The sequence below is a fragment of the Amycolatopsis sp. MJM2582 genome (genome assembly GCF_000754115.1).
Taxonomy (GTDB): domain Bacteria; phylum Actinomycetota; class Actinomycetes; order Mycobacteriales; family Pseudonocardiaceae; genus Amycolatopsis; species Amycolatopsis japonica.
Genome location: NZ_JPLW01000003.1, coordinates 441,481 through 461,399 on the forward strand (window position 1 = coordinate 441,481; position 19,919 = coordinate 461,399).

21 protein-coding genes are annotated in these 19,919 nt (G+C 67.8%); 8 read left to right on the forward strand and 13 right to left on the reverse strand.

All coding sequences use genetic code 11. The features are described 5' to 3' along the window. Positions 1-57 precede the first annotated feature (57 nt). A complete protein-coding gene (locus ED92_RS20785) occupies positions 58-1,044 on the forward strand; it encodes a hypothetical protein (RefSeq protein ID WP_037341198.1) in 987 nt (328 codons plus the stop codon). A gap of 60 nt (positions 1,045-1,104) precedes the next feature. Here ED92_RS20785 and ED92_RS20790 read toward each other — a convergent pair whose 3' ends face one another. Both ED92_RS20790 and ED92_RS20795 read right to left on the reverse strand, forming a co-directional pair. Further along, complete coding sequence (locus ED92_RS20790) at positions 1,105-1,602, reverse strand: DUF3830 family protein (protein WP_007033814.1); 498 nt, start codon at positions 1,600-1,602, stop codon at positions 1,105-1,107. Then, positions 1,602-2,852 (reverse strand): aspartate aminotransferase family protein, encoded by a 1,251-nt coding sequence (locus tag ED92_RS20795; protein WP_037341200.1) that lies wholly within the window; start codon positions 2,850-2,852, stop codon positions 1,602-1,604. Before ED92_RS20795 ends, ED92_RS20790 begins: the two co-directional genes overlap by 1 nt. A gap of 88 nt (positions 2,853-2,940) precedes the next feature. Between ED92_RS20795 and ED92_RS20800 the strand changes: the two genes are divergently transcribed. From ED92_RS20800 to ED92_RS20810, 3 genes are all read left to right on the forward strand, one after another. Continuing rightward, a complete protein-coding gene (locus ED92_RS20800) occupies positions 2,941-4,404 on the forward strand; it encodes an NAD-dependent succinate-semialdehyde dehydrogenase (protein WP_037341201.1) in 1,464 nt (487 codons plus the stop codon). Next, positions 4,401-5,462, forward strand: a complete 1,062-nt coding sequence (locus ED92_RS20805; protein WP_037341203.1) for a tartrate dehydrogenase — start codon at positions 4,401-4,403, stop codon at positions 5,460-5,462. Before ED92_RS20800 ends, ED92_RS20805 begins: the two co-directional genes overlap by 4 nt. A 576-nt stretch (positions 5,463-6,038) precedes the next feature. Then, on the forward strand, positions 6,039-6,515 hold the full coding sequence (locus ED92_RS20810; RefSeq protein ID WP_037341205.1) for a DUF4262 domain-containing protein: 477 nt from the start codon (positions 6,039-6,041) through the stop codon (positions 6,513-6,515). 4 nt (positions 6,516-6,519) lie between these two features. Here ED92_RS20810 and ED92_RS20815 read toward each other — a convergent pair whose 3' ends face one another. Genes ED92_RS20815 through ED92_RS20825 form a run of 3 tightly spaced genes read right to left on the reverse strand, consistent with a single transcriptional unit; the run spans position 6,520 to position 8,771 of the window. After that, a complete protein-coding gene (locus tag ED92_RS20815; RefSeq protein WP_037341208.1) occupies positions 6,520-7,212 on the reverse strand; it encodes a GntR family transcriptional regulator in 693 nt (230 codons plus the stop codon). A gap of 3 nt (positions 7,213-7,215) precedes the next feature. After that, entirely contained in the window at positions 7,216-7,986 is a 771-nt protein-coding gene (locus ED92_RS20820) for a maleate cis-trans isomerase (protein WP_051972349.1), read from the reverse strand. Positions 7,987-8,030: 44 nt separating this feature from the next. Next, positions 8,031-8,771: a maleate isomerase gene (locus ED92_RS20825; protein ID WP_016336992.1), complete on the reverse strand. Its 741-nt coding sequence runs from the start codon at positions 8,769-8,771 to the stop codon at positions 8,031-8,033. A 100-nt stretch (positions 8,772-8,871) separates the two neighbouring features. Between ED92_RS20825 and ED92_RS20830 the strand changes: the two genes are divergently transcribed. Next, positions 8,872-9,861, forward strand: coding sequence for a D-2-hydroxyacid dehydrogenase (locus ED92_RS20830; RefSeq protein WP_037341211.1), 990 nt, complete (start codon positions 8,872-8,874; stop codon positions 9,859-9,861). A gap of 8 nt (positions 9,862-9,869) precedes the next feature. After that, the gene (locus ED92_RS20835; protein WP_037341213.1) at positions 9,870-11,246 is read left to right on the forward strand and encodes an amidase; all 1,377 of its coding nucleotides are present in this window, start codon (positions 9,870-9,872) and stop codon (positions 11,244-11,246) included. Between the two features lie 48 nt (positions 11,247-11,294). On the opposite strand, the gene ED92_RS20840 is transcribed toward ED92_RS20835, so the two are convergent. Continuing rightward, positions 11,295-12,515 (reverse strand): MFS transporter, encoded by a 1,221-nt coding sequence (locus tag ED92_RS20840; protein WP_037341215.1) that lies wholly within the window; start codon positions 12,513-12,515, stop codon positions 11,295-11,297. After that, positions 12,512-13,030 (reverse strand): helix-turn-helix domain-containing protein, encoded by a 519-nt coding sequence (locus ED92_RS20845; RefSeq protein ID WP_037341217.1) that lies wholly within the window; start codon positions 13,028-13,030, stop codon positions 12,512-12,514. Before ED92_RS20845 ends, ED92_RS20840 begins: the two co-directional genes overlap by 4 nt. Positions 13,031-13,137: 107 nt before the next feature. Between ED92_RS20845 and ED92_RS20850 the strand changes: the two genes are divergently transcribed. Then, the gene (locus tag ED92_RS20850; protein ID WP_052120770.1) at positions 13,138-14,112 is read left to right on the forward strand and encodes an aldo/keto reductase; all 975 of its coding nucleotides are present in this window, start codon (positions 13,138-13,140) and stop codon (positions 14,110-14,112) included. Here the strand turns inward: ED92_RS20850 and pqqB are convergent. From pqqB to pqqA, 5 genes are all read right to left on the reverse strand, one after another. Then, the gene (gene pqqB / locus ED92_RS20855) at positions 14,109-14,972 is read right to left on the reverse strand and encodes a pyrroloquinoline quinone biosynthesis protein PqqB (protein WP_037341221.1); all 864 of its coding nucleotides are present in this window, start codon (positions 14,970-14,972) and stop codon (positions 14,109-14,111) included. The genes ED92_RS20850 and pqqB overlap by 4 nt on opposite strands. Continuing rightward, entirely contained in the window at positions 14,969-16,048 is a 1,080-nt protein-coding gene (gene pqqE, locus ED92_RS20860; RefSeq protein WP_200882734.1) for a pyrroloquinoline quinone biosynthesis protein PqqE, read from the reverse strand. Before pqqE ends, pqqB begins: the two co-directional genes overlap by 4 nt. Further along, complete coding sequence (gene pqqD / locus ED92_RS20865) at positions 16,039-16,311, reverse strand: pyrroloquinoline quinone biosynthesis peptide chaperone PqqD (protein ID WP_037341222.1); 273 nt, start codon at positions 16,309-16,311, stop codon at positions 16,039-16,041. The genes pqqE and pqqD overlap by 10 nt, the downstream gene beginning before the upstream one ends. Positions 16,312-16,313: 2 nt before the next feature. Further along, positions 16,314-16,994 (reverse strand): pyrroloquinoline-quinone synthase PqqC, encoded by a 681-nt coding sequence (gene pqqC, locus ED92_RS20870; protein WP_037342487.1) that lies wholly within the window; start codon positions 16,992-16,994, stop codon positions 16,314-16,316. A gap of 84 nt (positions 16,995-17,078) precedes the next feature. After that, positions 17,079-17,174, reverse strand: coding sequence for a pyrroloquinoline quinone precursor peptide PqqA (gene pqqA / locus ED92_RS20875; RefSeq protein WP_007033797.1), 96 nt, complete (start codon positions 17,172-17,174; stop codon positions 17,079-17,081). Between the two features lie 253 nt (positions 17,175-17,427). On the opposite strand from pqqA, the gene ED92_RS20880 reads away from it, so the two are divergent. Then, positions 17,428-18,414: a sorbosone dehydrogenase family protein gene (locus ED92_RS20880; RefSeq protein WP_037341223.1), complete on the forward strand. Its 987-nt coding sequence runs from the start codon at positions 17,428-17,430 to the stop codon at positions 18,412-18,414. A gap of 51 nt (positions 18,415-18,465) precedes the next feature. Here the strand turns inward: ED92_RS20880 and ED92_RS20885 are convergent, their stop codons facing one another. Beyond that, positions 18,466-19,842 carry a wax ester/triacylglycerol synthase family O-acyltransferase gene (locus ED92_RS20885; RefSeq protein WP_037342488.1) on the reverse strand — a complete coding sequence of 459 codons (1,377 nt, stop codon included), beginning with the start codon at positions 19,840-19,842 and terminating at the stop codon, positions 18,466-18,468. Positions 19,843-19,919: the final 77 nt, after the last annotated feature.

A 19,919-nucleotide genomic window follows, 5' to 3' on the forward strand; every position in this document is an offset into this window, starting at 1 on the left:
CCACAACCGGCCTGACCGACGGTCAACGGGTCGAACGTTTCGCCCTAGGAGGGGAACATGATCAGCAGGAATCCGCGGCGCAGGCGAGCACTGCTCGCCTCGGCCATCTTGGCCGCCGCGACGCTGTTCGCGGGGGTCACACCGGCGGTGCAGGCCGCACCAGGGGACCGGAGCGACGTCTTCATCCGCGACAACACGTCCGATGTCGGGTTCGAACCCTCGACCGGTTCGCTCTACTCCAGCCCCGACATCCGGGTGTGCAAGGGATTGACTCCCTGCGCCACCGACCAGCCGGTCCACCAGGGAGAGAACGTCTACATCCATGTCACGTTGAACAACCCCGGCCCGTACGGGGACGGGCTCGAGAAGGGGACACTGCAGGTCTACTACACGAAACAAGGCACCGTGGCCCAATGGGCGAGCCAGTGGACCTACATCGGTTCGAAGACCGGCGTGTCCGTACCGTATGGCACCAAGACGGTCGCCATCCCGTGGACGGTCCCGTTCGGCTCGCACTTCTGCCTGCTGGCGCGGTGGCTTTCGCCGACCGACCTGCCGACCGAAGGCTTGAGCACGTCCACCAACGCCCGCAAGAACAACAACATCGGCTGGCACAACGTGAACGTCCTGCCGTTCAAGATCAAGGTCCCCGAGTACCGGCCGATCGTGTTCGGCTGGGACGGTCCCGACCCCACCGCGGTCGGCGACATCGTCTTCACCCAGCCGGGCAGGCCGTTCACCGGCCCGGGGCGGATCACCATCGATCTCGGTCCCGACCTCGCCGCACGCTGGCGGGCAGCCGGAGCGAAGGGTGAGGGTGTCGAACGGATCGGTGAGACCGAGCTGGCCATCGTGAACCCGCAGCGGGCCCGGATCAGCGGTCTGACGTTCAAGTCCGGCGAACAGGTGGACGCCAGGCTGAGCTTCACCGCCGGAGCGGAGGCGGCAGGGGGACAGCAGTACACCGTCAACGTGACTCAGGTCGACCAGCGCGGCGAAGAGGTCGGTGGCGTCGAGTACCGGCTCTCCGAAGCGCGACAGTAAGCCAGGGAGGGGTGCCGGCCCGTGGGCGGTGAGGGTGGAAACCCGCACCGCCCACGGGTTTCACGCACGGGCGAACGAAAGCGTCTCGCCCTCGACACCGCGCAGCCACAGATCCTGCGCGGCTTCCGCCATTTCGGCCAGCCCTTCTTCGATCGTCGCGAACACGTTGCCGGGCACCCAGCCCGCGTCGCCGTTGATCAGCAGGTTGTTGCGGCCGTAGAAGATCGCGAGATCCGTCGCACCCTGGTCGCTGTGTGCCTCACTGCCCTCGTCGTAGCCGTACGCCGGGTTGCCGATCTCCCAAGCCTCGAACCCGAAGTAAACGACATCCCCCGGAATCGGGGTCACCGTGGGGTTTTCGCGGCCCGGTTTCGGTTCGGCGAAGGGCGGCACGAGCGTGTAGACCTCGTTGCGCGCGTACTTCGCGTGGTAGGCCGAACCGCTCTGCGGCAACGCGTCCCACACCGCGCGGCAGGTCCGCGGGGCTTCGGCGTCGAGCAGCCGGGCGCGGCAGGACACCCCGCGCTTGTCCAGGGTGATCGTGATGTAGCGGGCCATCACTCGACCCCCGCCACGACGTCGCCCCAGATCCGCAGCGCCTCGTCGACCTGTTCGGAGTCGACGATCAGTGGCGGCACCATCCGGACGACGTTCATGTACGCCCCGCAGGTCAGCAGCAGCAACCCGTTGGAGGACGCGGCTTTCTGCGCCGCCTGGGCCTTCGCCGTGTCCGGCTCGCCGTCCGGCGTGGTGAATTCGGATCCGACCAGCAGCCCCAGCCCGCGTACGTCACCGATCGACGGCGACTTGTCCGCGATCACCCGCACGCCTTCCAGGAGCTGGCGTCCTCGTTCGGCGGCGTTCTCGACCAGACCTTCGCGCTGGATCACTTCGAGCGTGGCGATCGCCGCGGCGCAGGCCACCGCGTTGCCGCCGTAGGTGCCGCCCTGGGAACCGGGGAGCGCCTTCGCCATCAGCTCCTCCGACGCGGCGATGCCCGAGATCGGGAAGCCGCTCGCCAGCCCCTTCGCGATGAGCACGATGTCCGGGCGCACCCCGAAGTGCTCGTGTCCCCAGAACCGGCCTGTGCGGCCGAAGCCGGTCTGGATCTCGTCCATCACCAGCAGGATCCCGTGCTTGTCGGCGCGCTCCCGCAGCCCGGCGAGGAACTCGGGGTTCGCCGGGACGTACCCGCCCTCGCCGAGTACCGGCTCGATGAAGAACGCGGCCGTCTCGTTCGGTGCGCAGACCGTCGCGAACAGGTAGTCGAGCTCGCGCAGGGCGAACTTCGTCGCCGTCTCCTCGTCCCAGCCGTAGTGGAAGGCGTACGGGAAGGGCGCGACGTGCACCCCGGACATGAGCGGCGAGATCCCGGCGCTGAACCGGGTGCCCGACGTCGTCATCGTCGCCGCCGCGACGGTCCGGCCGTGGAACCCGCCCTGGAAGACGATGACGTTGGGCCGCTTGGTCGCTTGCCGCGACAGCCGGAGCGCCGCCTCGACCGCCTCACTGCCCGAGTTCGCGTAGAAGAGTGAATCCAGCCCCTCCGGCAGGACACCGCCCAGCTTCTCGGTCAGCTCCAGCATCGGCTTGTGCATGACCGTCGTGTACTGCCCGTGGATGAGTTTGCCGATCTGCTCCTGCGCCGCGCTCACCACGTGCGGGTGGCAGTGGCCGGTGCTGGTCACGCCGATACCGGCGGTGAAATCCAGGTGACGTTTGCCATCGGTGTCGTAGAGGTAAACCCCTTCACCGTGGTCGACCACGACCGGCGTTGCCTGCTTGAGCAGCGGTGATAGCTGGGCCATGGGCTGCGCTCCTAGGTCGGCTGAGCTGTTGTCGATTGTTGACAATATCCATAGCATGGCGTTCGGGACAACATGGAGGAGCGTTGGGATGAGCTCGATCAGTGAGGCCGGCGTGGTCACGTCGGTCGACAAGGAACTGTTCATCGGCGGCAAGTGGGTGCCCGCCGCCGACGGGAAGACCTTCCCCGTTCTCGACCCCTCGACAGGCGAAGCCCTGTGCGAGGTGGCCGACGCGTCACCGGCGGACGGTGTCAGCGCACTCGACGCGGCCGTCGCCGCGCAGGCCGACTGGGCGAACGTCGCCCCGCGTGAACGCGGTGAGATCCTGCGCCGCGCCTACGAACTGCTGATCAAGCGCGCCGACGAGCTCGCGCTGCTGATGACCCTCGAGATGGGCAAGCCGCTCGCGGAGTCGAAGGGCGAGATCACCTATGCGGCCGAGTTCTTCCGCTGGTTCGCGGAGGAAGCCGTCCGGATCGACGGTGGCTACGCCGTCGCTCCCAACGGGACAGGCCGGTTCCTCGTGACCAAACAGCCGGTCGGCCCCTGTCTGCTGATCACGCCGTGGAACTTCCCCATGGCGATGGGCACCCGCAAGATCGGTCCCGCGGTCGCGGCAGGCTGCACGATGGTCATCAAGCCCGCTGCTCAGACCCCCCTTTCGATGTTGGCCCTCGCGGCCATCCTCGCCGAAGCGGGATTGCCGGAAGGCGTGCTGAACGTGCTGACGACGTCGGACTCCGGCGGCGTGATGGAGCCGTTGATCCGGGACGGTCGGGCCCGCAAGCTGTCCTTCACCGGCTCGACCGGCGTCGGCCGGAAACTGCTGGAACAGTGCGCGGACAAGGTGCTCCGCACCTCGATGGAACTCGGTGGCAACGCCCCCTTCCTCGTCTTCGAAGACGCAGACCTCGACGCGGCGGTCGAAGGCGCGATGACCGCGAAGATGCGCAACATCGGTGAGGCCTGCACGGCCGCGAACCGTTTCTACGTCCAGCGGGGCATCGTCGACGAGTTCTCCCGGCGCCTCACCGAGCGCATGGAGGCCCTGCCCATGGGGCGCGGCACCGAGGAGGGTGTCGTGGTCGGCCCCCTCATCGACGAAGCCGCCGTCGAGAAGGTCAGTGGCCTGGTCTCCGACGCCACCGAGCGAGGAGCGCGCGTCCTCACCGGTGGATCCACTGTGGACGGCCCGGGTAACTTCTATCAGGCCACGGTGCTCACCGACGTGCCCAAGGACGCCCGGCTAGCGTCGGAAGAGATCTTCGGGCCGGTCGCCCCGATCACCCCGTTCGACAGCGAGGACGAGGCCATCGCGGCGGCGAACGACACCGAATTCGGTCTCGTGTCCTATGTGTACACCTCCGATCTCAAGCGGGCATTGCGGGTTTCGGAACGGCTGGAGGCCGGCATGATCGGCCTCAACCAGGGGCTGGTTTCGAATCCGGCGGCGCCGTTCGGCGGGATCAAGCAATCCGGCCTCGGCCGCGAAGGCGGCACCGTCGGCATCGACGAGTTCCTCGAGACCAAGTACATCGCGGTGGCTCTGTGACTTCTTCGTATCGGATCGCGAGCATCCCCGGCGACGGGATCGGTGTCGACGTGACGGTCGAGGCCCGCAAGGTCCTCGACCGCGCGGCGGCATCGCACGGTTTTTCCTTGTCATGGCAGGAGTTCGACTGGAGTTGTGAGCGGTACACCAAGACCGGCTCGATGATGCCGGACGACGGTATCGAGCAACTCTCCCGGTTCGACGGGATCTTTCTCGGTGCCGTCGGCTTTCCCGGCGTCCCGGATCATGTTTCCCTGTGGGGCCTCCTCATTCCGGTTCGGCGTGCGTTCGGGCAGTACGTCAATCTCCGGCCGGTCCGGCTGCTGCCGGGGACGACGTCGGCACTGGCCGGCCGGAGCGCCGACGAACTGGAGATGGTGATCGTCCGGGAGAACTCCGAGGGCGAGTACTCGGAGATCGGCGGCAGGCACAATCGCGGTCTGGGCAACGAGTTCGTCTTACAGGAATCCGTGTTCACGCGGGTGGGGGTGGAGCGGATCATCCGCTATGCCTTCGAACTGGCGAAGACGCGGACGGGGCGGGTCTGCTCGGCGACCAAATCCAACGGGCTCATTCACTCGATGCCGTTCTGGGACGAGATCTTCGCCGAGATCTCTTCGGAGTATCCGGACGTGCACGCCGAACAATGTCATGTCGACGCGCTCGCCGCGCGGATGGTGCAGGCACCGGACCGGCTCGACGTCGTGGTCGCTTCCAATCTGTTCGGCGACATCCTGAGCGACCTGGCGGCGGCCGTGACGGGCGGGCTCGGGATGGCGCCTTCGGGCAATATCAATCCGACCGGTGAGCTCCCTTCCATGTTCGAGGCGGTGCACGGCAGCGCTCCCGACATCGCCGGACAGGGCATCGCGAATCCGGTGGCGCAGATCCTGGCGGGGGCGATGCTGCTCGAACATCTCGGGGAAACCGTTGCGGCACAAGATGTACGCGCAGCGGTGGAAAAGGTTCTCGAGGAGGGGACCGTGCAGACCCCTGACCTCGGTGGGAAGTCCACCACCGCTGAACTCGGGTCCGCGGTGGTCGCCGCTCTATCTTGAGCCATCCGACCGGTGACGTGTCAAGTCCCGGATGTCATGAATGGTCCATTCATGGTTTCGGCTAGTACGTGAAGGCCCCCTTCACTGCGTTAGGCGCAGTGAAGGGGGCCTTCGTGCCTTCGCGGTGCGGTGTTCCCAATGTCGCATTAGGGACGCTGAGCGTCTCTGATGCGACATTGGGAACTTTTCTGGATGTGGAGTGAGCTGGATCGCCGGGGCAAGGGAGTGTTCTTTCGGGTGGATCGTTCACTGCGTCCCCGATGCGGCATGGTGAAAGGGCGGCCGACGTGTCGCGTGCCCACAGCTCGTCCGATGTCCCCAATGTGGCATTGGAGACGCTCAGTGTCCCCAATGCCACATTGGGGACACTGAGCCCCGCCGTGACACGTTTGCCCTGCCCTTAATTGAAGAAAGTTGTTTTCTCAGGCAAGAAAGCGTTGCCACGAAAGGGAATCTCGGCGCGAACTCCGGTATGAAAGCCTGTTCGTCGCACGCGCGCCGATCCGGGGCGCGAGTTTTTGTCGGTGCCCCGGTGCACAGTGTCGATCATCGGATTCGACGACTGGAGGAGTGCCGATGTGCTGGCATTGCGACAACCCCGGAAAGACCCGCGCCGACTACCTCACCGAGGAGGTCCGTCCGCTGATCCGGAAGTACGGCTGGATGGTGCAGACGGTCGAGCGCGGAATCGTGCAACCAGGCTTCGCGTATACGGTCGGGCTCACCGACGCCGGGCTTCCGGAACTGGTCGTCACCGGCCTGAGAGAACGAAGATCGGGTCAGCTGCTGAACTATTTCGCCCAGCAGGTGGTCCGGTCGGGGCCGCCGGAGCCGGGCGAGGTGCTGCCCGCGGAGGTGGGCTGGCCGTCATTGGAGGTCGTCCCGCTCAGTTCGCCGTCGGCGCATCTGCTCACCGCCGTCCTGCTGTACGGCGAGGACTTCCGTGCCCTGCAACTGGTCTACGAGGACGAGCACGGAAATTGGCCGTGGGACAGGGAGTTCCGTGGCGGGACCGGTGGGCAGCCGGTGCTGGGGGCGCGGGGCCGTGGCTGAATCCCTAGGGCACCGCGGGAGCTTCGCCCTCCCGCAGGCTGGTTCCCGGTGCCAGTCGCTGGACGGCGTCCTCCATATGGGCTTCCAGCAGCGAAAGCGCGGTCTCTTCGTCGCCCGCCCGCAGGGCCTCGATGATCCTGGTGTGCTCGGTGACCCGTTCTTCGACCTGCTGGTAGGTCCCCTGCAGAGCGGTGAGGCACATCCGGGTCTCGATCAGCAGCGTCCGCGCCATGCGCACGAGCCGTTTGCTGCCGGAGGCGGCGATCAGCGCCTCGTGGAACCGGAGATCCGCCCAGGAGAGCGCGGTCGGGTCGTCGTCGTCCGCGGCGGTGGCCATGGCGCGGACGGCCTCTTCGAGTTCGGTGGCGACCCGTTCCCGGTCCCCGCGCAAGGCGCGCAGCATCGCGGCGCGTTCGATGGCCGAGCGCGCCGAGTAGATGTCGTAGACGTCGCCGGGTTCGAGGTCGATCACGAACAGCCCGCGGTGGCGCTCGCTGCGCAAGAGCCCTTCGGAGACGAGGTGCTGCATCGCCTCGCGCAGCGGTCCCCGCGAAACCTGGAACCGGGACGCCAGATCCGTTTCACCGAGCTGCGTGCCGGGAGGGAGGGCGCCGGTCATGATCGCGTCCCGCAGCTGGCGCGCGATGATCCCGGCGGTCGACTCCCGGCTGACCGGCTCGATTTCCGGCAAGGACATGGTTCAGCTGCTCCTCAGTCCGAACAGCGCGCCCAAGGTGCGGACGAGCGGGGCCTTGCCGGTGAGTCGCAAGCCCTCCCAGACGGTGACCTGGTTGGCGGTCAGCACCGGCTTGCGGAGCCTGGTTTCGAGCGTGTTGATCTCGCCGAGCGTCCGCATGGCGGTGTCGGGGACGAGCAGCGCGTCGGCGGCCGGGTGGTCGCGGCTCACCGCGAGTTCGACGACGGCTTCCGGGGCGAGTTCGCCGACCTCGGCGGCGGTGTCGATGTCCGCGCTGCCCATCGAGACCACTTCGATCCCGCCCGCGCCGAGGAATTCGACGAACAGGCGGGCGACGTCGTCGGGGTAGCTGGCGGCGACCGCGACCCGCCGGACGCCGAGGGCCTGTGCGGCGTTGACGAAGGCGAAGGAGGTGCTCGACGCCGGGACACCGGCGACGGCGGCCAGCCGGTCGGCCTGGTCGCGGGCGCCTTCCCAGCCGTAGACGAAACTGCCGCTCGTGCACGCCCAGACCACCGCGTCCGGTTCGTGTTTGGCCAGCAGCGCGGCGCCGTCGGCGAGCCGGCTTTCGCTGCCGAGGTCCAGGAGTTCGGGCACGGCGTGCAGATCGGTCCCGTAGATGTGCTCGACCGGCAGTTTGATCCCGGCCATGTCCCCGCCGAGGAGCTGTTCCGCGAGCGGGTAGTCGTCTTCGGCCGCGTGATCGGGGTAGATGAACCCGATGGTGGTCGTCTCGGACGGCGGCTCGGGTGGGGCGAACGGCGTGATGGGCACGGAACCTCCGGAGGGCAGATTGTCGACAATCGTAAGGGAAGAGGTCAGTCGACCTCCCGGAGCCACTTGCCGGGCCCGACGATCGGCAGGTTCATCCGCCGGAGGCAGGCCCACATCGTGAGCTGATTCGCGGTGAGGACCGGTTTGCCGAGCGCGCTTTCGAGTGGCTCGATCAGATCGTAGGTGGGGAGGTTGGTGCAGCTGACGAAGATGGCTTCGGCGTCGGCGTGGTCGGCGGCGAGGATGCGTTCGGCGATGGTCCGGTAGCTGACCTTCCAGATGCCGCCGCCCAGGCCGAGATGGTCGCTCGAAACGGTGCGGACGCCGAGTTCGGCCAGGAAGTCGTGCAGCTTCCCGGTCAGGTCGCCGTCGTAGGGCGTCAGCACCGAGACGCGGTGGAGGTCGAGCTGATGCAAGACCTCCGCCAGCGCTCCGGACGTGGTGACGGCGTCCGTCGCGCCCGCGTCGCAGATCGCCTTGGTCAGAGAACGTTCGTAGTCCACACCGTTGACGAAACTGCCGGAGGTGCACAGATAGGCGACGACTTCGGGCTCCACGTGGAGCACGTCCCTCGTGGCTGCGGCGAGATGCCTGCTGTCGCTGACGAGCTGGGCCATCTCCATGCTGACGGGCACCGGCTCGTACGGTGTGCGCGCAAGATGGAGGGAGACCTCCATGGGCACCCAGCGCCACAGCTCGCGTTCCAGGGCGAGGTCGAAGGGGGCGATCACGCCGATACCGCGCTGCGCCAACGGGCCTTCGAACTCCAGTAAGTCGAAATCCAAGTCTCAGCCTCCGGAAAGCTTCTGCTGTCACAGGTCCGGTGCTCCGGGGGTCGTTCCTCGGATTGTTGACAATCATACGAGCCACTTTTACGGTGTCAACGTGATCGCCTCGGAGACCCCTGTGCTGGCGGTGCTCTGCGGAGACACGCGCCCACCGGACATGCGCGCTATCGAAGCCGAAGCGGTGGTTCGTTACACCGACGCGGCCGGGTTGGCCGACGCGTTATCCGGCGCCGACGCGTTCTTCGTCTACGACTTCCTGTCCACCGCCGTCCCGGGCGCGTGGCATGCGGCCGACCGGCTGCGCTGGCTGCACATCGCCAGCGCGGGCGTCGACCCGGTGCTCTTCCCGGGGCTGCAGGAGAGCGACGTCGTGCTCACCAATTCGCGTGGGGTGTTCGACGGGGCGATAGCCGAGTACGTGCTCGGCGTCGTCCTCGCGTTCGCCAAGGATTTCGCCCGGTCGTGGGATCTGCAGAAGCAGCGGCAGTGGAAGCATCGGGAGAGTGAGCGGATCGCCGACCGGCGCGTCCTGGTAGTCGGCACCGGGCCGATCGGCCGGTCGATCGCGCGGATGCTGCGGGCGGCCGGGATGTCGGTGGCGGGCGTCGGACGCCATCCTCGTGAGGGCGATCCCGACTTCGGCGACGTGTACGCGTCTTCGGAGCTGTCTCGTCATCTTCCCGGGGCGGACTACGTCGTCGCGGTCGCGCCGCTGACCGAGCAGACCAAGGGCATGTTCGACGCGGAGGCCTTCGCCGCGATGAAACCCGGCTCCCGGTTCGTCAACGTCGGCCGCGGTGAACTGGTCGTCACCTCGGATCTGATCGCCGCGCTGCGGGACGGGCCGCTCGGCGGTGCGGCGCTCGACGTCTTCGACACCGAGCCGCTCCCCGTCGACAGTCCTTTGTGGACTATGGAGAACGTGCTGATCTCGCCGCATATGTCGGGTGACTTCGTCGGCTGGCGTAATACTCTGGTAGAGGTGTTCGCGGACAACTTCCGTCGCTGGCGCGCGGGGGAGCCACTGCGCAACGTCGTGGACAAGCAGCTCGGATACGTGCCGTCGGAGACGCTTCGCCAAGGTTAGGGGCCGGATTGAACGACACCAAGTTGACCGCGAGCGAGCTCGTCGCCGCGTATGCCACCGGAGAGCTGTCGCCGGTCGAGGCCACCCAGAACGCGTTGCGTGTCATCGAGGAACGCGACGGTGAGACCAACGCCTTCTGTCTGGTCGACGCCGACGGGGCGCTCGAACAGGCGAAAGCGTCCGAGATTCGGTGGCGGGACGGTAATCCGATCGGCTGGCTCGACGGTGTCCCGGCCTCGATCAAGGACATGTTCCTGACGCAGGGGTGGCCGACGTTGCGCGGTTCGCGCTGCATCGACCCCGACCAGCAGTGGGACGTCGACAGCCCGGTCACCGCGCGACTGCGAGAGAACGGCTTGGTACTGCTGGGAAAGACCACGACGCCGGAACTGGCGTGGAAGGGCGTCACCGACAACACGCTGACCGGGATCACCCGCAACCCGGTCGACCCGTCGACGACGGCGGGCGGCTCCAGCGGGGGCAGCGCCGCGGCCGTCGCGGCGGGGATGGGCGAGCTTTCCGTCGGCACCGACGGTGGCGGCTCGATCCGGATTCCGGCTTCGTTCTGCGGAATCGTCGGTCTCAAACCGACACACGGCCGGATCCCGCTGTTCCCGGCGAGCCCGTTCGGGCCGCTCTCGCACGCCGGCCCGATGGCGCGTTCGGTGGACGACACGGCGCTGCTCCTCGACGTGCTCGCGATGCCCGACTACCGCGATCCGGCCGCGCTCGCCCCGCCCGTCTCGACTTATCGCGAGGCCGTCCGCCGCGACGTGCGCGGGCTGATCGCCGCGTACTCGCCGACGCTCGGCTATGTCGACGTCGATCCGGAGGTCGCGGAGATCGTCAAGTCGGCGGTCCAGTCGCTCGGGGACGCGGGCCTGCACATCGAAGAGGCCGATCCCGGTTTCACGGATCCCAAGCCCGCCTTCGACATCCTGTGGTCGACGGGGGCGGCCAAGTGGCTGGACACCTTCCCCGCCGGTTCGGAGAACAAGGTCGATCCCGGGCTGCGGAAGGTCTGGGAATTCGGCAAGACCTTCTCGGCGAGCGACTACCTCGGCGCCAACGCCGAGCGGGCCGCGCTGGGCATCCTGATGGGCGAGTTCCACACGCGCTACGACGTGCTGATCACGCCGACGCTGCCGATCCCCGCCTTCGAAGCCGGACACGAGGTGCCGCCGGGCAGCGGGCTGAGCGGCTGGCCGGACTGGACGCCGTTCACCTACCCGTTCAACATGACCCAGCAGCCCGCCATCAGCGTGCCGGCCGGCCGCACCTCCAGCGGCCTCCCGGTCGGCCTGCAGATCGTCGGCCCTCGGCACTCCGACGACCTGGTGCTCGCGGTCGCGAAGCTCCTCGAGGAGGTCCGTCCCTGGCCGTGACCTGCGAAAAGGGAGCAAGGGACCTTTGCTACCACTTTCGCGGGGCGGTCAGGGCAGGGCGGCGTGGGTCTTCCGGACCAGTCCGCGCACCTGGCCGCTGCACAGGGCGAGACAGGTGGCGGCCACGACCAGGGCGGCGCACGCGAGCAGGGTCGTGCCGACCCCGAAGTGCTGCGCGGCCGGTCCGGCCGCCATCTGGCCGAGCGGCAGGGCGATGAAGGAACCGAGCATGTCGTAGGAGTAGACGCGCGCGAGCTTGTCCTCGGGCACGTTCTCCTGCAGCGAGACGTCCCACGCGACCACGAACTGCTCGATCGCCAGTCCGGAGACGAACATGGCCGCGAGCAGCAACGGGAGCCAGGGCGCCTGGCCCAGGAGGATCAGGGGCGGCGCTTCGAAGAGGATCACCGCGACCCCGACGAACAGCGCGCGCCGCGGCTGCCATCGGGCCACGAGGATCCCGCCGACGAGTGAGCCGATCGTCTGCGCGGCGAGGGCGAAACCCCAGCCGGAGCGTCCGAAGCTGCTGTCGGCGACGACGGGGCCGAGCACCGCGATCCCGCCGGCGATGACGGCGTTCACCACCATGAACTGCACGACCACGACCCACACCCACGTCCGTGACCGGAATTCGCGCCAGCCTTCGGCGAGTTCCGCCAGCGGGCGGCTGCCGGGGACGCGTTCCCGGCGGTCGAGGCGGATGCGCCGGTAGGACAGGGCGGAGCCCAGGAACAGGAGCGCGTTGCCGCCGAGCGCCCAGCCGGGGCCGACCGCGGTGACCAGGATGCCGCCGAGTCCGGCGCCGGCGATCCGGCCGGAGTTCGACAGCAGCCTGGCCAGCGCGTTCGCCTGCGCGAGCTGCGTGGCGGGCACCGTCAGCGGGGTGAGCGACGCCGACGCGGGTGCCGAGATCGCGGCCACCGCGCCGTTGACCACGCTCAGGCCGACCAGCAGCGGGATCGACGCGAATCCACAAAGGACACTCGCGGCGATGACGGCCTGGGTCAGGGTGGCGGCGACTTCGGTGCCTTGCAGGATCACCGAACGCGGCAGCCGGTCCGCGAGCACCCCGCCGAACAGCAGCAGGACCACGCTCGCCACCGAGCGGGCGCCGACGACGATGCCGATGTCGACGGCGGAACCGGTCAGGTCGATCACGGCGAACGCGAGCGCGAGCGGGGCGACGGCGTTGCCGAACTCCCCGAACGTGCGGCCGCCGATCAGCCAGCGGAAGTTGTGCTGGCGCAACGGTTCGCGCAGGGACGTCACGGACGCCTCATCTCGAACATCGCGACCGTCGCGCTGACCGGGATCGTGCCCCGGGTACGGGGCGGTTTCGCGGCCGAGTGCAGCAGATCGCTCAGTTCGCGAGCGTGTTCGAGCGCCTTCTCCCAGGTCTCGCGGTCGACCCACATCTCTGCGTCGCTGATCGACCCGCGTTCGTCCGGCAACCGGAATTCGCTGCGGCGCTTGAGTTCTTCGACCATCGCCGCGATGAGCAGCTGTTCCTCGTCCGGGTGCTTCGAGGTGAACCGCATACCGGACTCCGGGTCGTGGCGGTAGCGTTTCGCCAGCCCGCCCCGGATCCGGACCTCCTCGGCGACGTGGAGCAGCCCGGCCTCGTGCAGCCGCCGCAGGTGATAGCTGACATTCGCTTGGGTCTCACCGAGTTCACGCGCGGCTTCGGCCGCGCTCATCGCGACACCGGTCAAAAGCGACAGAATGCGCAGCCGCACGGGATGGGCCAGGACGCGCAGTCCATCGAGGCTGGGGGACTCGGACATGCCACGAGTATCGACTGCCGGGACGTCAACCGTCAAACAGTTATTTGGGGGTTTCGTTGGCCGGGAGAACCGGTGCGGTGATCCGATGTCTGTGCTCTGCTGGAGTCATGCGTACGACGACATTGGGCAGGAGCGGTCTCGAGGTGTCGAGGATCGCCTTCGGCACCTGGCAGCTCGGTGGGGACTGGGGTTCGTTCGACGAGGACACGGCGATCGCCGCGATCCACCACGCCCGCGAACTCGGGGTCAACCTCTTCGACACCGCGCAGGCCTACGGTTTCGGGAAGTCCGAAGCCATGCTGGGCAAGGCGCTGCGCGAGGAACTCAAGCGCGACCGCGACAGCCTCGTCATCGCCACGAAGGGCGGCATCAAGCCGCGCTCCGAACGGCCACGCGACTCCCGGCGCGAGTGGCTGACGCAAGGCATCGAGGACAGTCTTCGCTTCCTCGACGTCGACCACATCGATCTCTATCAGATCCACTGGCCAGACTCCGACGCCCCGGCCGAGGAGACCGCGGGAATCCTGCAGGAGTTCGTCGACGCCGGGAAGATCCGGCATGTCGGCGTCTCGAACTACGACACCGCCGGGCTCGCCGCCTTCGACAAGACCCGTCCGGTGGAAACCCTGCAGCCGCCGTATCACCTGTTCCGCCGCGACATCGAGACCGATCCTCTGCCGTACGCGCGGGAGAACGACATCGGCGTCCTCGTGTACAGCCCGCTCGGCAGCGGCCTGCTGACCGGAGCCTTCACGCCCGAGACGACGTTCGAGAAGACCGACTGGCGGTCCCGGTCGTCGGCGTTCACCGGGGATACCTTCCTGCGCAACCTCGCCGTGGTCGACAGGCTCAAGGAATTCGCCGAGGGCAAGGGGATCTCGGTCAGCCAGCTCGCGATCGCGTGGACGCTCGCCCAGCCGGGCGTGCACGTCGCGATCGTGGGCGCGCGCAAGGCCGCCAACATCGAGGCCAGCCTCGCCGCCGCCGACATCGACCTGTCCGCGGACGAGCTCGCGGAGATCGATCGTCTCACAGCCGACGCTGTTCCCGTTTCGGGTGCTAGCCCCGAAGGCGTCGCTTAGAGCTTGAATTCCATACCGTCCAACGGAAGGGAGGCGCCGCCGGCCAGTACGGCGGCGTGCTCCGGCGAGGCCGGGTCGATCACCGGGTTCGTGTTGTTCAGATGCGTGTACGCCCACCGCGGGCCGGGCCGCAACTTCGCGAGACTGCCGGTGATCGGCAGATGCCCCATCGCCAGCTGAGCGCCGTCGCCGACCTCGGCCGCGGTGGCGCCCGACATCTCGTCCGGCGCGTAGAAGGTTCCGTCCAGCAACACCAGGCCGGCGTCGCGGGTGAAGTCGTCGAACCCGTCCGGCCAGCTCTTCAGGCAAGGCGCGTAGACGAAGACGCCGCCGGTCTGGACGTCTTCGATCCGGTACGCCACCACCCACGGCTCGTCCTCAGTGGACGAACGGGCGTACTTCGGCCGCTTCTCGCTCACGGGAAGCATGCTCACGCGGAGACCGTCGATGGAGACATCCGACGACGGCAGCCACTGCCAGCCACCGTAACCGTCGATGATCGCCCGCGCGGGAAACTGTTCGGACAAGGCACCCAGAACGGCGTCCGGCGCCCACACGGGAAGTCCGCCCGCTTCCCGCAAGAGGAGCAGGCCGAGTGAATGGTCGAGTTCGGCGTCGGTCAGCAGCACCCCGCGCAGCGGGATCTCCCGTGGACCGGGCCCGGCGCGCAACGGCGGCGTGGCGAGGATCTGCGCACGGATGTCCGGTGACACGTTGAGCAGGTACCAGCCCTCGCCGTCCGCGCTCACCGCGACACAGTCCTGGGTCCGCGGCGGCGCGTCCGAGACGCACAGTGTGCAGGCGCAGTTCCACTGCGGGAAACCGCCGCCTGCCGCGGTGCCGAGCAGGATCACCCTCATCGCGGCGCCCGCATCACGAGTTCGTCCGTTTTCGCTTGCGTGGACAGAATGAGGTCGACGACGCCGCGGTGCGGTGAACGTGAGCACACCGGGTCCGTCGCGGCGGCGTCGCCGGTGAGCTGGAACGCCTGACACCGGCAGCCGCCGAAGTCGATCGCGCGCCGCTCGCACGTGCCGCAGGTGTCCGGCATCCAGTCCTCGCCGCGATAAGCGTTGAAGGAAGCGGATTCGTACCAGATCCAGGCCAGCGGCTTGTCCCGCACGTTGTCGAATTCCAGGGTCTCGATCGCCGTCGACGCGGGACACGGCAGCACGTTCCCGTCGGGCGCCACCGTCAATTGCCGCGCGCCCCAGCCGTACATGCACGGCTTCGGATACTGCTCGTAGTAGTCGGCGACGACGTAGATGATCTCCATCCGGCCGCGCAGCCGTTCGGTGGCCGCGCGCACGATCGGTTCGGCCTCGTCGAGTTGCCGCCGGGTCGGCATCAGGGCGTCGCGGTTGCGCAGGGCCCAGCCGTAGTACTGCGTATTGGCCAGTTCGAGCCGGTCCGCGCCCATTTCCTCGGCGAGGTCGATGATCCCGGCGAGCTGGTCGTGGTTCTGCCGGTGCAGCACGACGTTGACCGAAAGCGGCAGCCCGGCCTTCTTGATCAGTTCGGCGGCGACCAGTTTCCGATCATGGGCCCGCGCGCCGGCGAGCCGGTCCGCGCGGTCGGCGGTCGCGCCCTGGACGGAGAGCTGGACATGCGCGATGCCGCGTTCGACGAGATCGTCCAATCTGGACTCCGTCAGGCCGAGCCCGGACGTCACCAGGTTGACGTAGCAGCCCAGTTTCGTGGCGTGCTCGACCAGGATGGGCAGATCCGGCCTGGCGAGCGGCTCGCCGCCGGACATGTGCACCTGGAGCACGCCGAGTTCCCGCGCCTGCGAGAGCACGGAAATCCATTCCTCTGTGGACAGTTCGCCGTCACGCGCGATCAGCTCCACCGGATTCGAGCAATACGGGCAATGCAGCGGGCAGCGATGGGTCAGCTCGGCCAGCATGCCCAGCGGTGCCGCGGTGTTCAGGTCCATTCGACGATCCGCCGATCTCCCAGCCGGGACAGGACGTCCAGGATTTCTTCCTCGCGAACACCGGCGTAGCGCTTGCGTAAGGCCGCGGCGATCCCCGCGACGTCTTCGACGCCGTCACAAAGGGAAAGTACGGCCGCCGCCGTGGCGTTCGGGACGAGCACGCCTTCGGGGAACAGGAGGACGTGTGTTTCCCTGGTCTGGTCGTAGCTCAGCCGGACTCCGCGCCGCAGCCGCGGTACCGAGGCCCTTTCGAGGGTGGTCATGGCTACTCCTTGGCCGCCGCGCGCTCGATGGCGTCGAGCATCGACCACAGCACGTCGGTTTTGAACGACAGCGCGGCGATCGCCTTCTCCTGCTGCTCACGGGTGACGGCGTGCCGCACCACGATGTCGAGCGTTCCCTTGCCCTCGCCGGAGACCTTGTCGATGCGATTGGTGAAGTAGGCGAGGTCTTCCGGGGCGATCCACGAATAGTTCGCCAGCATGTCGGCGACCCGCCGCTGCATGAGATGGCCGGCGAACATTTCGGTCAGCCCCGAAGCGACCGCTTCGAGCCAAGGTTTCGTGCGGGCGAAGGTCACGTAGGCGTCGACGGCGAATCGTACGCCGGGCGCGACGTGCCGCTGATCGAGAACCTCTTCGCGGTCGAGCCCGACCGCGGTGCACAAACGGAGCCATCGCTCGATTCCGCCGTCCCCGGCCCGCGTCCCGTCGTGGTAGACGATGCGGTCGAGCCATTCACGCCGGATCTCCGGCAGCGGGCAGTTGCTGATGATGGCCGCGTCCTTCTGCGGGAGCACGCACTGGTAGTACCAGCGGTTCGCGGCCCAGATCTTCAGCTCGTACTCGGACAGGTCGCCTTCGTGCATCCGCACGTGGAACGGGTGCGTTCCCCAGTAGCGATGCGAAAGCCCGCGCAGAGCCGCGATGAACTCCGACGACGACATGACGGACACCGGCTGCCTCCAACGGCTCGCTGATCGGGACGGCGGCGCGGTGGTGGGGGACGTCCCCCACCACCGGATGCGGATTCAGTCCTCCATGCGGGCCGCGTAAGCGGTGACCTCCATGGGGGTTTCGTACTCGACGAAGTCGGGCGTGGTCCATACCTCGATGGTTTCGATCATTTCCGCTCCTAACGTCCACATGGGATCGAACCGGGCCGAGCCTCGCCACCCTAGAAGCGCGCCGCCGATTTCCGGAGCTATTTTGTAAAGTTTCCTACCTATGGCGGATCGCACCGCCCGATTCGTCACGCTCGGCGCACACAACGGTTAACAGCCCGTGCGCCCGATAGCCCGTCCAGTGGTGTCCGTTTCGTTATGTTGTGTGTTTCTATCCAACTCACGGGGCTCCAGGGGTAGTTGAAGGAGGCGTCCCATGTCCTTACGTCGTACTCTCGCCGCCACGTTCGCCGCGGCGACGGCCGTGTCGATCGCGGCCATCCCGGCCGCGGCCGCCGAAGCGCCGTCCGTCCAGGCGATCAGACAGCTCGCGAGCGGCCTGAACCAGGCCTGGTCGATCGACTTCCTGCCCGACGGCACCGGCCTTTTCACGCAGAAGGACGCCAAGACGATCAGCAAGATCGACAAGGCGGGCAAGGTCACCACGGTCCAGACCATCCCCGGCGTGAGCGTCACCGCGGAGGCGGGACTGCTCGGTATCGCCGTCTCGCCGAAGTACGCCACCGACGAGACGGTCTTCATCTACTACACGACCAGTTCCGACAACCGCATCGCCAAGCTGAAGCTGGGTCAGCCGCCGACGCCGATCGTCACCGGCATCCCCCGTGGCTCGCAGTACCACCACGGCGGGCGGATCCGGTTCGGGCCGGACGGCTACCTCTACGCCGGGACCGGCGACGGCCAGAACGGCGCCAACGCGCAGAACAAGAACTCCCTCGGCGGCAAGGTGCTGCGCGTCACCACCGACGGCGCCGCCGCGCCCGGCAACCCGTTCAACAGCCGCGTCTACTCCTACGGCCACCGCAACGTCCAGGGGCTGACCTGGGCGAACGGGCAGCTGTACATCTCCGACATCGGCGCGAACAAGCTCGACGAGCTGAACAAGATCGAGCCCGGCAAGAACTACGGCTGGCCGACCTGCGAAGGCCCTTGCAACACGGCGGGAATGACCAACCCGGTCAAGTCCTGGCCGACGTCGTCCGCGACGCCGAGCGGGCTCGCGGCCTACAAGGGTTCGCTGTACATGGCGTCGCTCAAGGGCGGCACGTACAAGCTCGACCTGAACGGCAACGGCGGCAAGCTCTGGACCAACCTCGGCCGCACGCGTGACGCGACCGCCGGCCCGGACGGCCAGCTGTACACGATCACCCCGGGCGGCCTGTACGTCTCCGACGGCAGCTAGCCCCCGGCGCGTTTAGTCCTCTGGATGCGGTGGACCACCGCATCCAGAGGACTAAACGCGGGGCAGGGAGACCGCGTGTTCCAGTTCGGCGAGCGCGGTGTCCAGGTGGGTCAGGATGCGCTGCAGATGCGGGACGCTGCGGCGGCAACCGGTGACGCCGAAGTCCAGGTTGTCGCCGTTGCTGGTCAGCGTGATGTTCAGCGCCTGCCCGTCGAGCAGCACCGACGCCGGGTAGATGCCGTCGAGCGACGCGCCGTTCCAGTACATCTGCTTGCGCGGCCCCGGCACGTTGGAGATCACCAGGTTGAACGGCGGTTTCGTGTTGTTCACGAAACCGGGGATCGGCGAGACGCCGAGCTGGGCGACGTTGATCCCGGACAGCAGCAGCGTCTGCAGCGGCGTCAGCTCCGAGAAGAGCTTCTTGCCGTTCCGCATGGACGCGTTGATCGTCGCGAGCCGTGCGGCCGGATCGGTCAGATGGGTGGCGAGGTTGCACAGCAGCGCGCCGATGTTGTTCCCCGCCGCGTCCCCGCTGTCCTTGCGCCGCAAGGAAACCGGGACCATCGCGGTGAGCGGCGCGTCGGGGAGCGCGTTCTGTTCGATCAGGTAGTCCCGCAGCGCGCCCGAGCACATCGCGAGGACGACGTCGTTGCGCGACACCCCGGCGGCGGTCGCCACCTTGCGCACCCGGTCCAGCGACCACGACTGCGCGGCGAACCGCCGGGCCCCGCCGATCGGCACGTTCAGCATCGTCTTCGGCGCCTGCGCCGGCAGCGTGAGCGTGTGCTCCTGGAACGCCTCCCGCGCCACCTTCATCGCGGCGGGCGCGATCCCGGCGAGCTGGTTGACGGTCTTGCCGAAGGTGCTGAGCATCGAGGGCGACGCCTTGCCGTTGCGGCCGCCGTCCGGTTTGGCGCGGCGCCCCCACGGCGGCGGGCAGTCGAGGTCGGCCGGGTCGTCCGACAGCGTGCCCTGCAGATGCCGCAGCGCCGAGACGCCGTCCATCAGCGCGTGGTGGATCTTGCTGTAGATAGCGAACCGACCGTCCTGCAGGCCTTCGACCAGGTGGATCTCCCACAGCGGGCGGTGCCGGTCGAGCAGGGTGCTGTGCCAGCGTCCGGTCAGCTCCAGCAGTTCGCGGATGCGGCCGGGCTGGGGCAGCGCGGAATGCCGGAAGTGGTAGTCGAGTTCGAGGTCGGTGTCGGTCGACCAGGCGAGGTGGCCGGCGGTGTTGACCGGCCGGGCGGGACGGCGCCGGAACACCGAGCGCATGTTGTCGGACTCGAGCATGCTCTTGCGGATGTCGCGAAGATAGTCGGGACCGGCGCCCTCGGGTTTCTTGAACAACTGCAGACCGCCGACGTGCATCGGATGTTCGCGCGTCTCCACGAGAAGGAACATCGAATCGGTCACGGGCATGAACGGCATCGTCGGGACCACCTTCCGCGCGGCGGCGTGCGAACACGCCGGGTGCCAGAGTCTACGCACACCGAAACCACCATCTC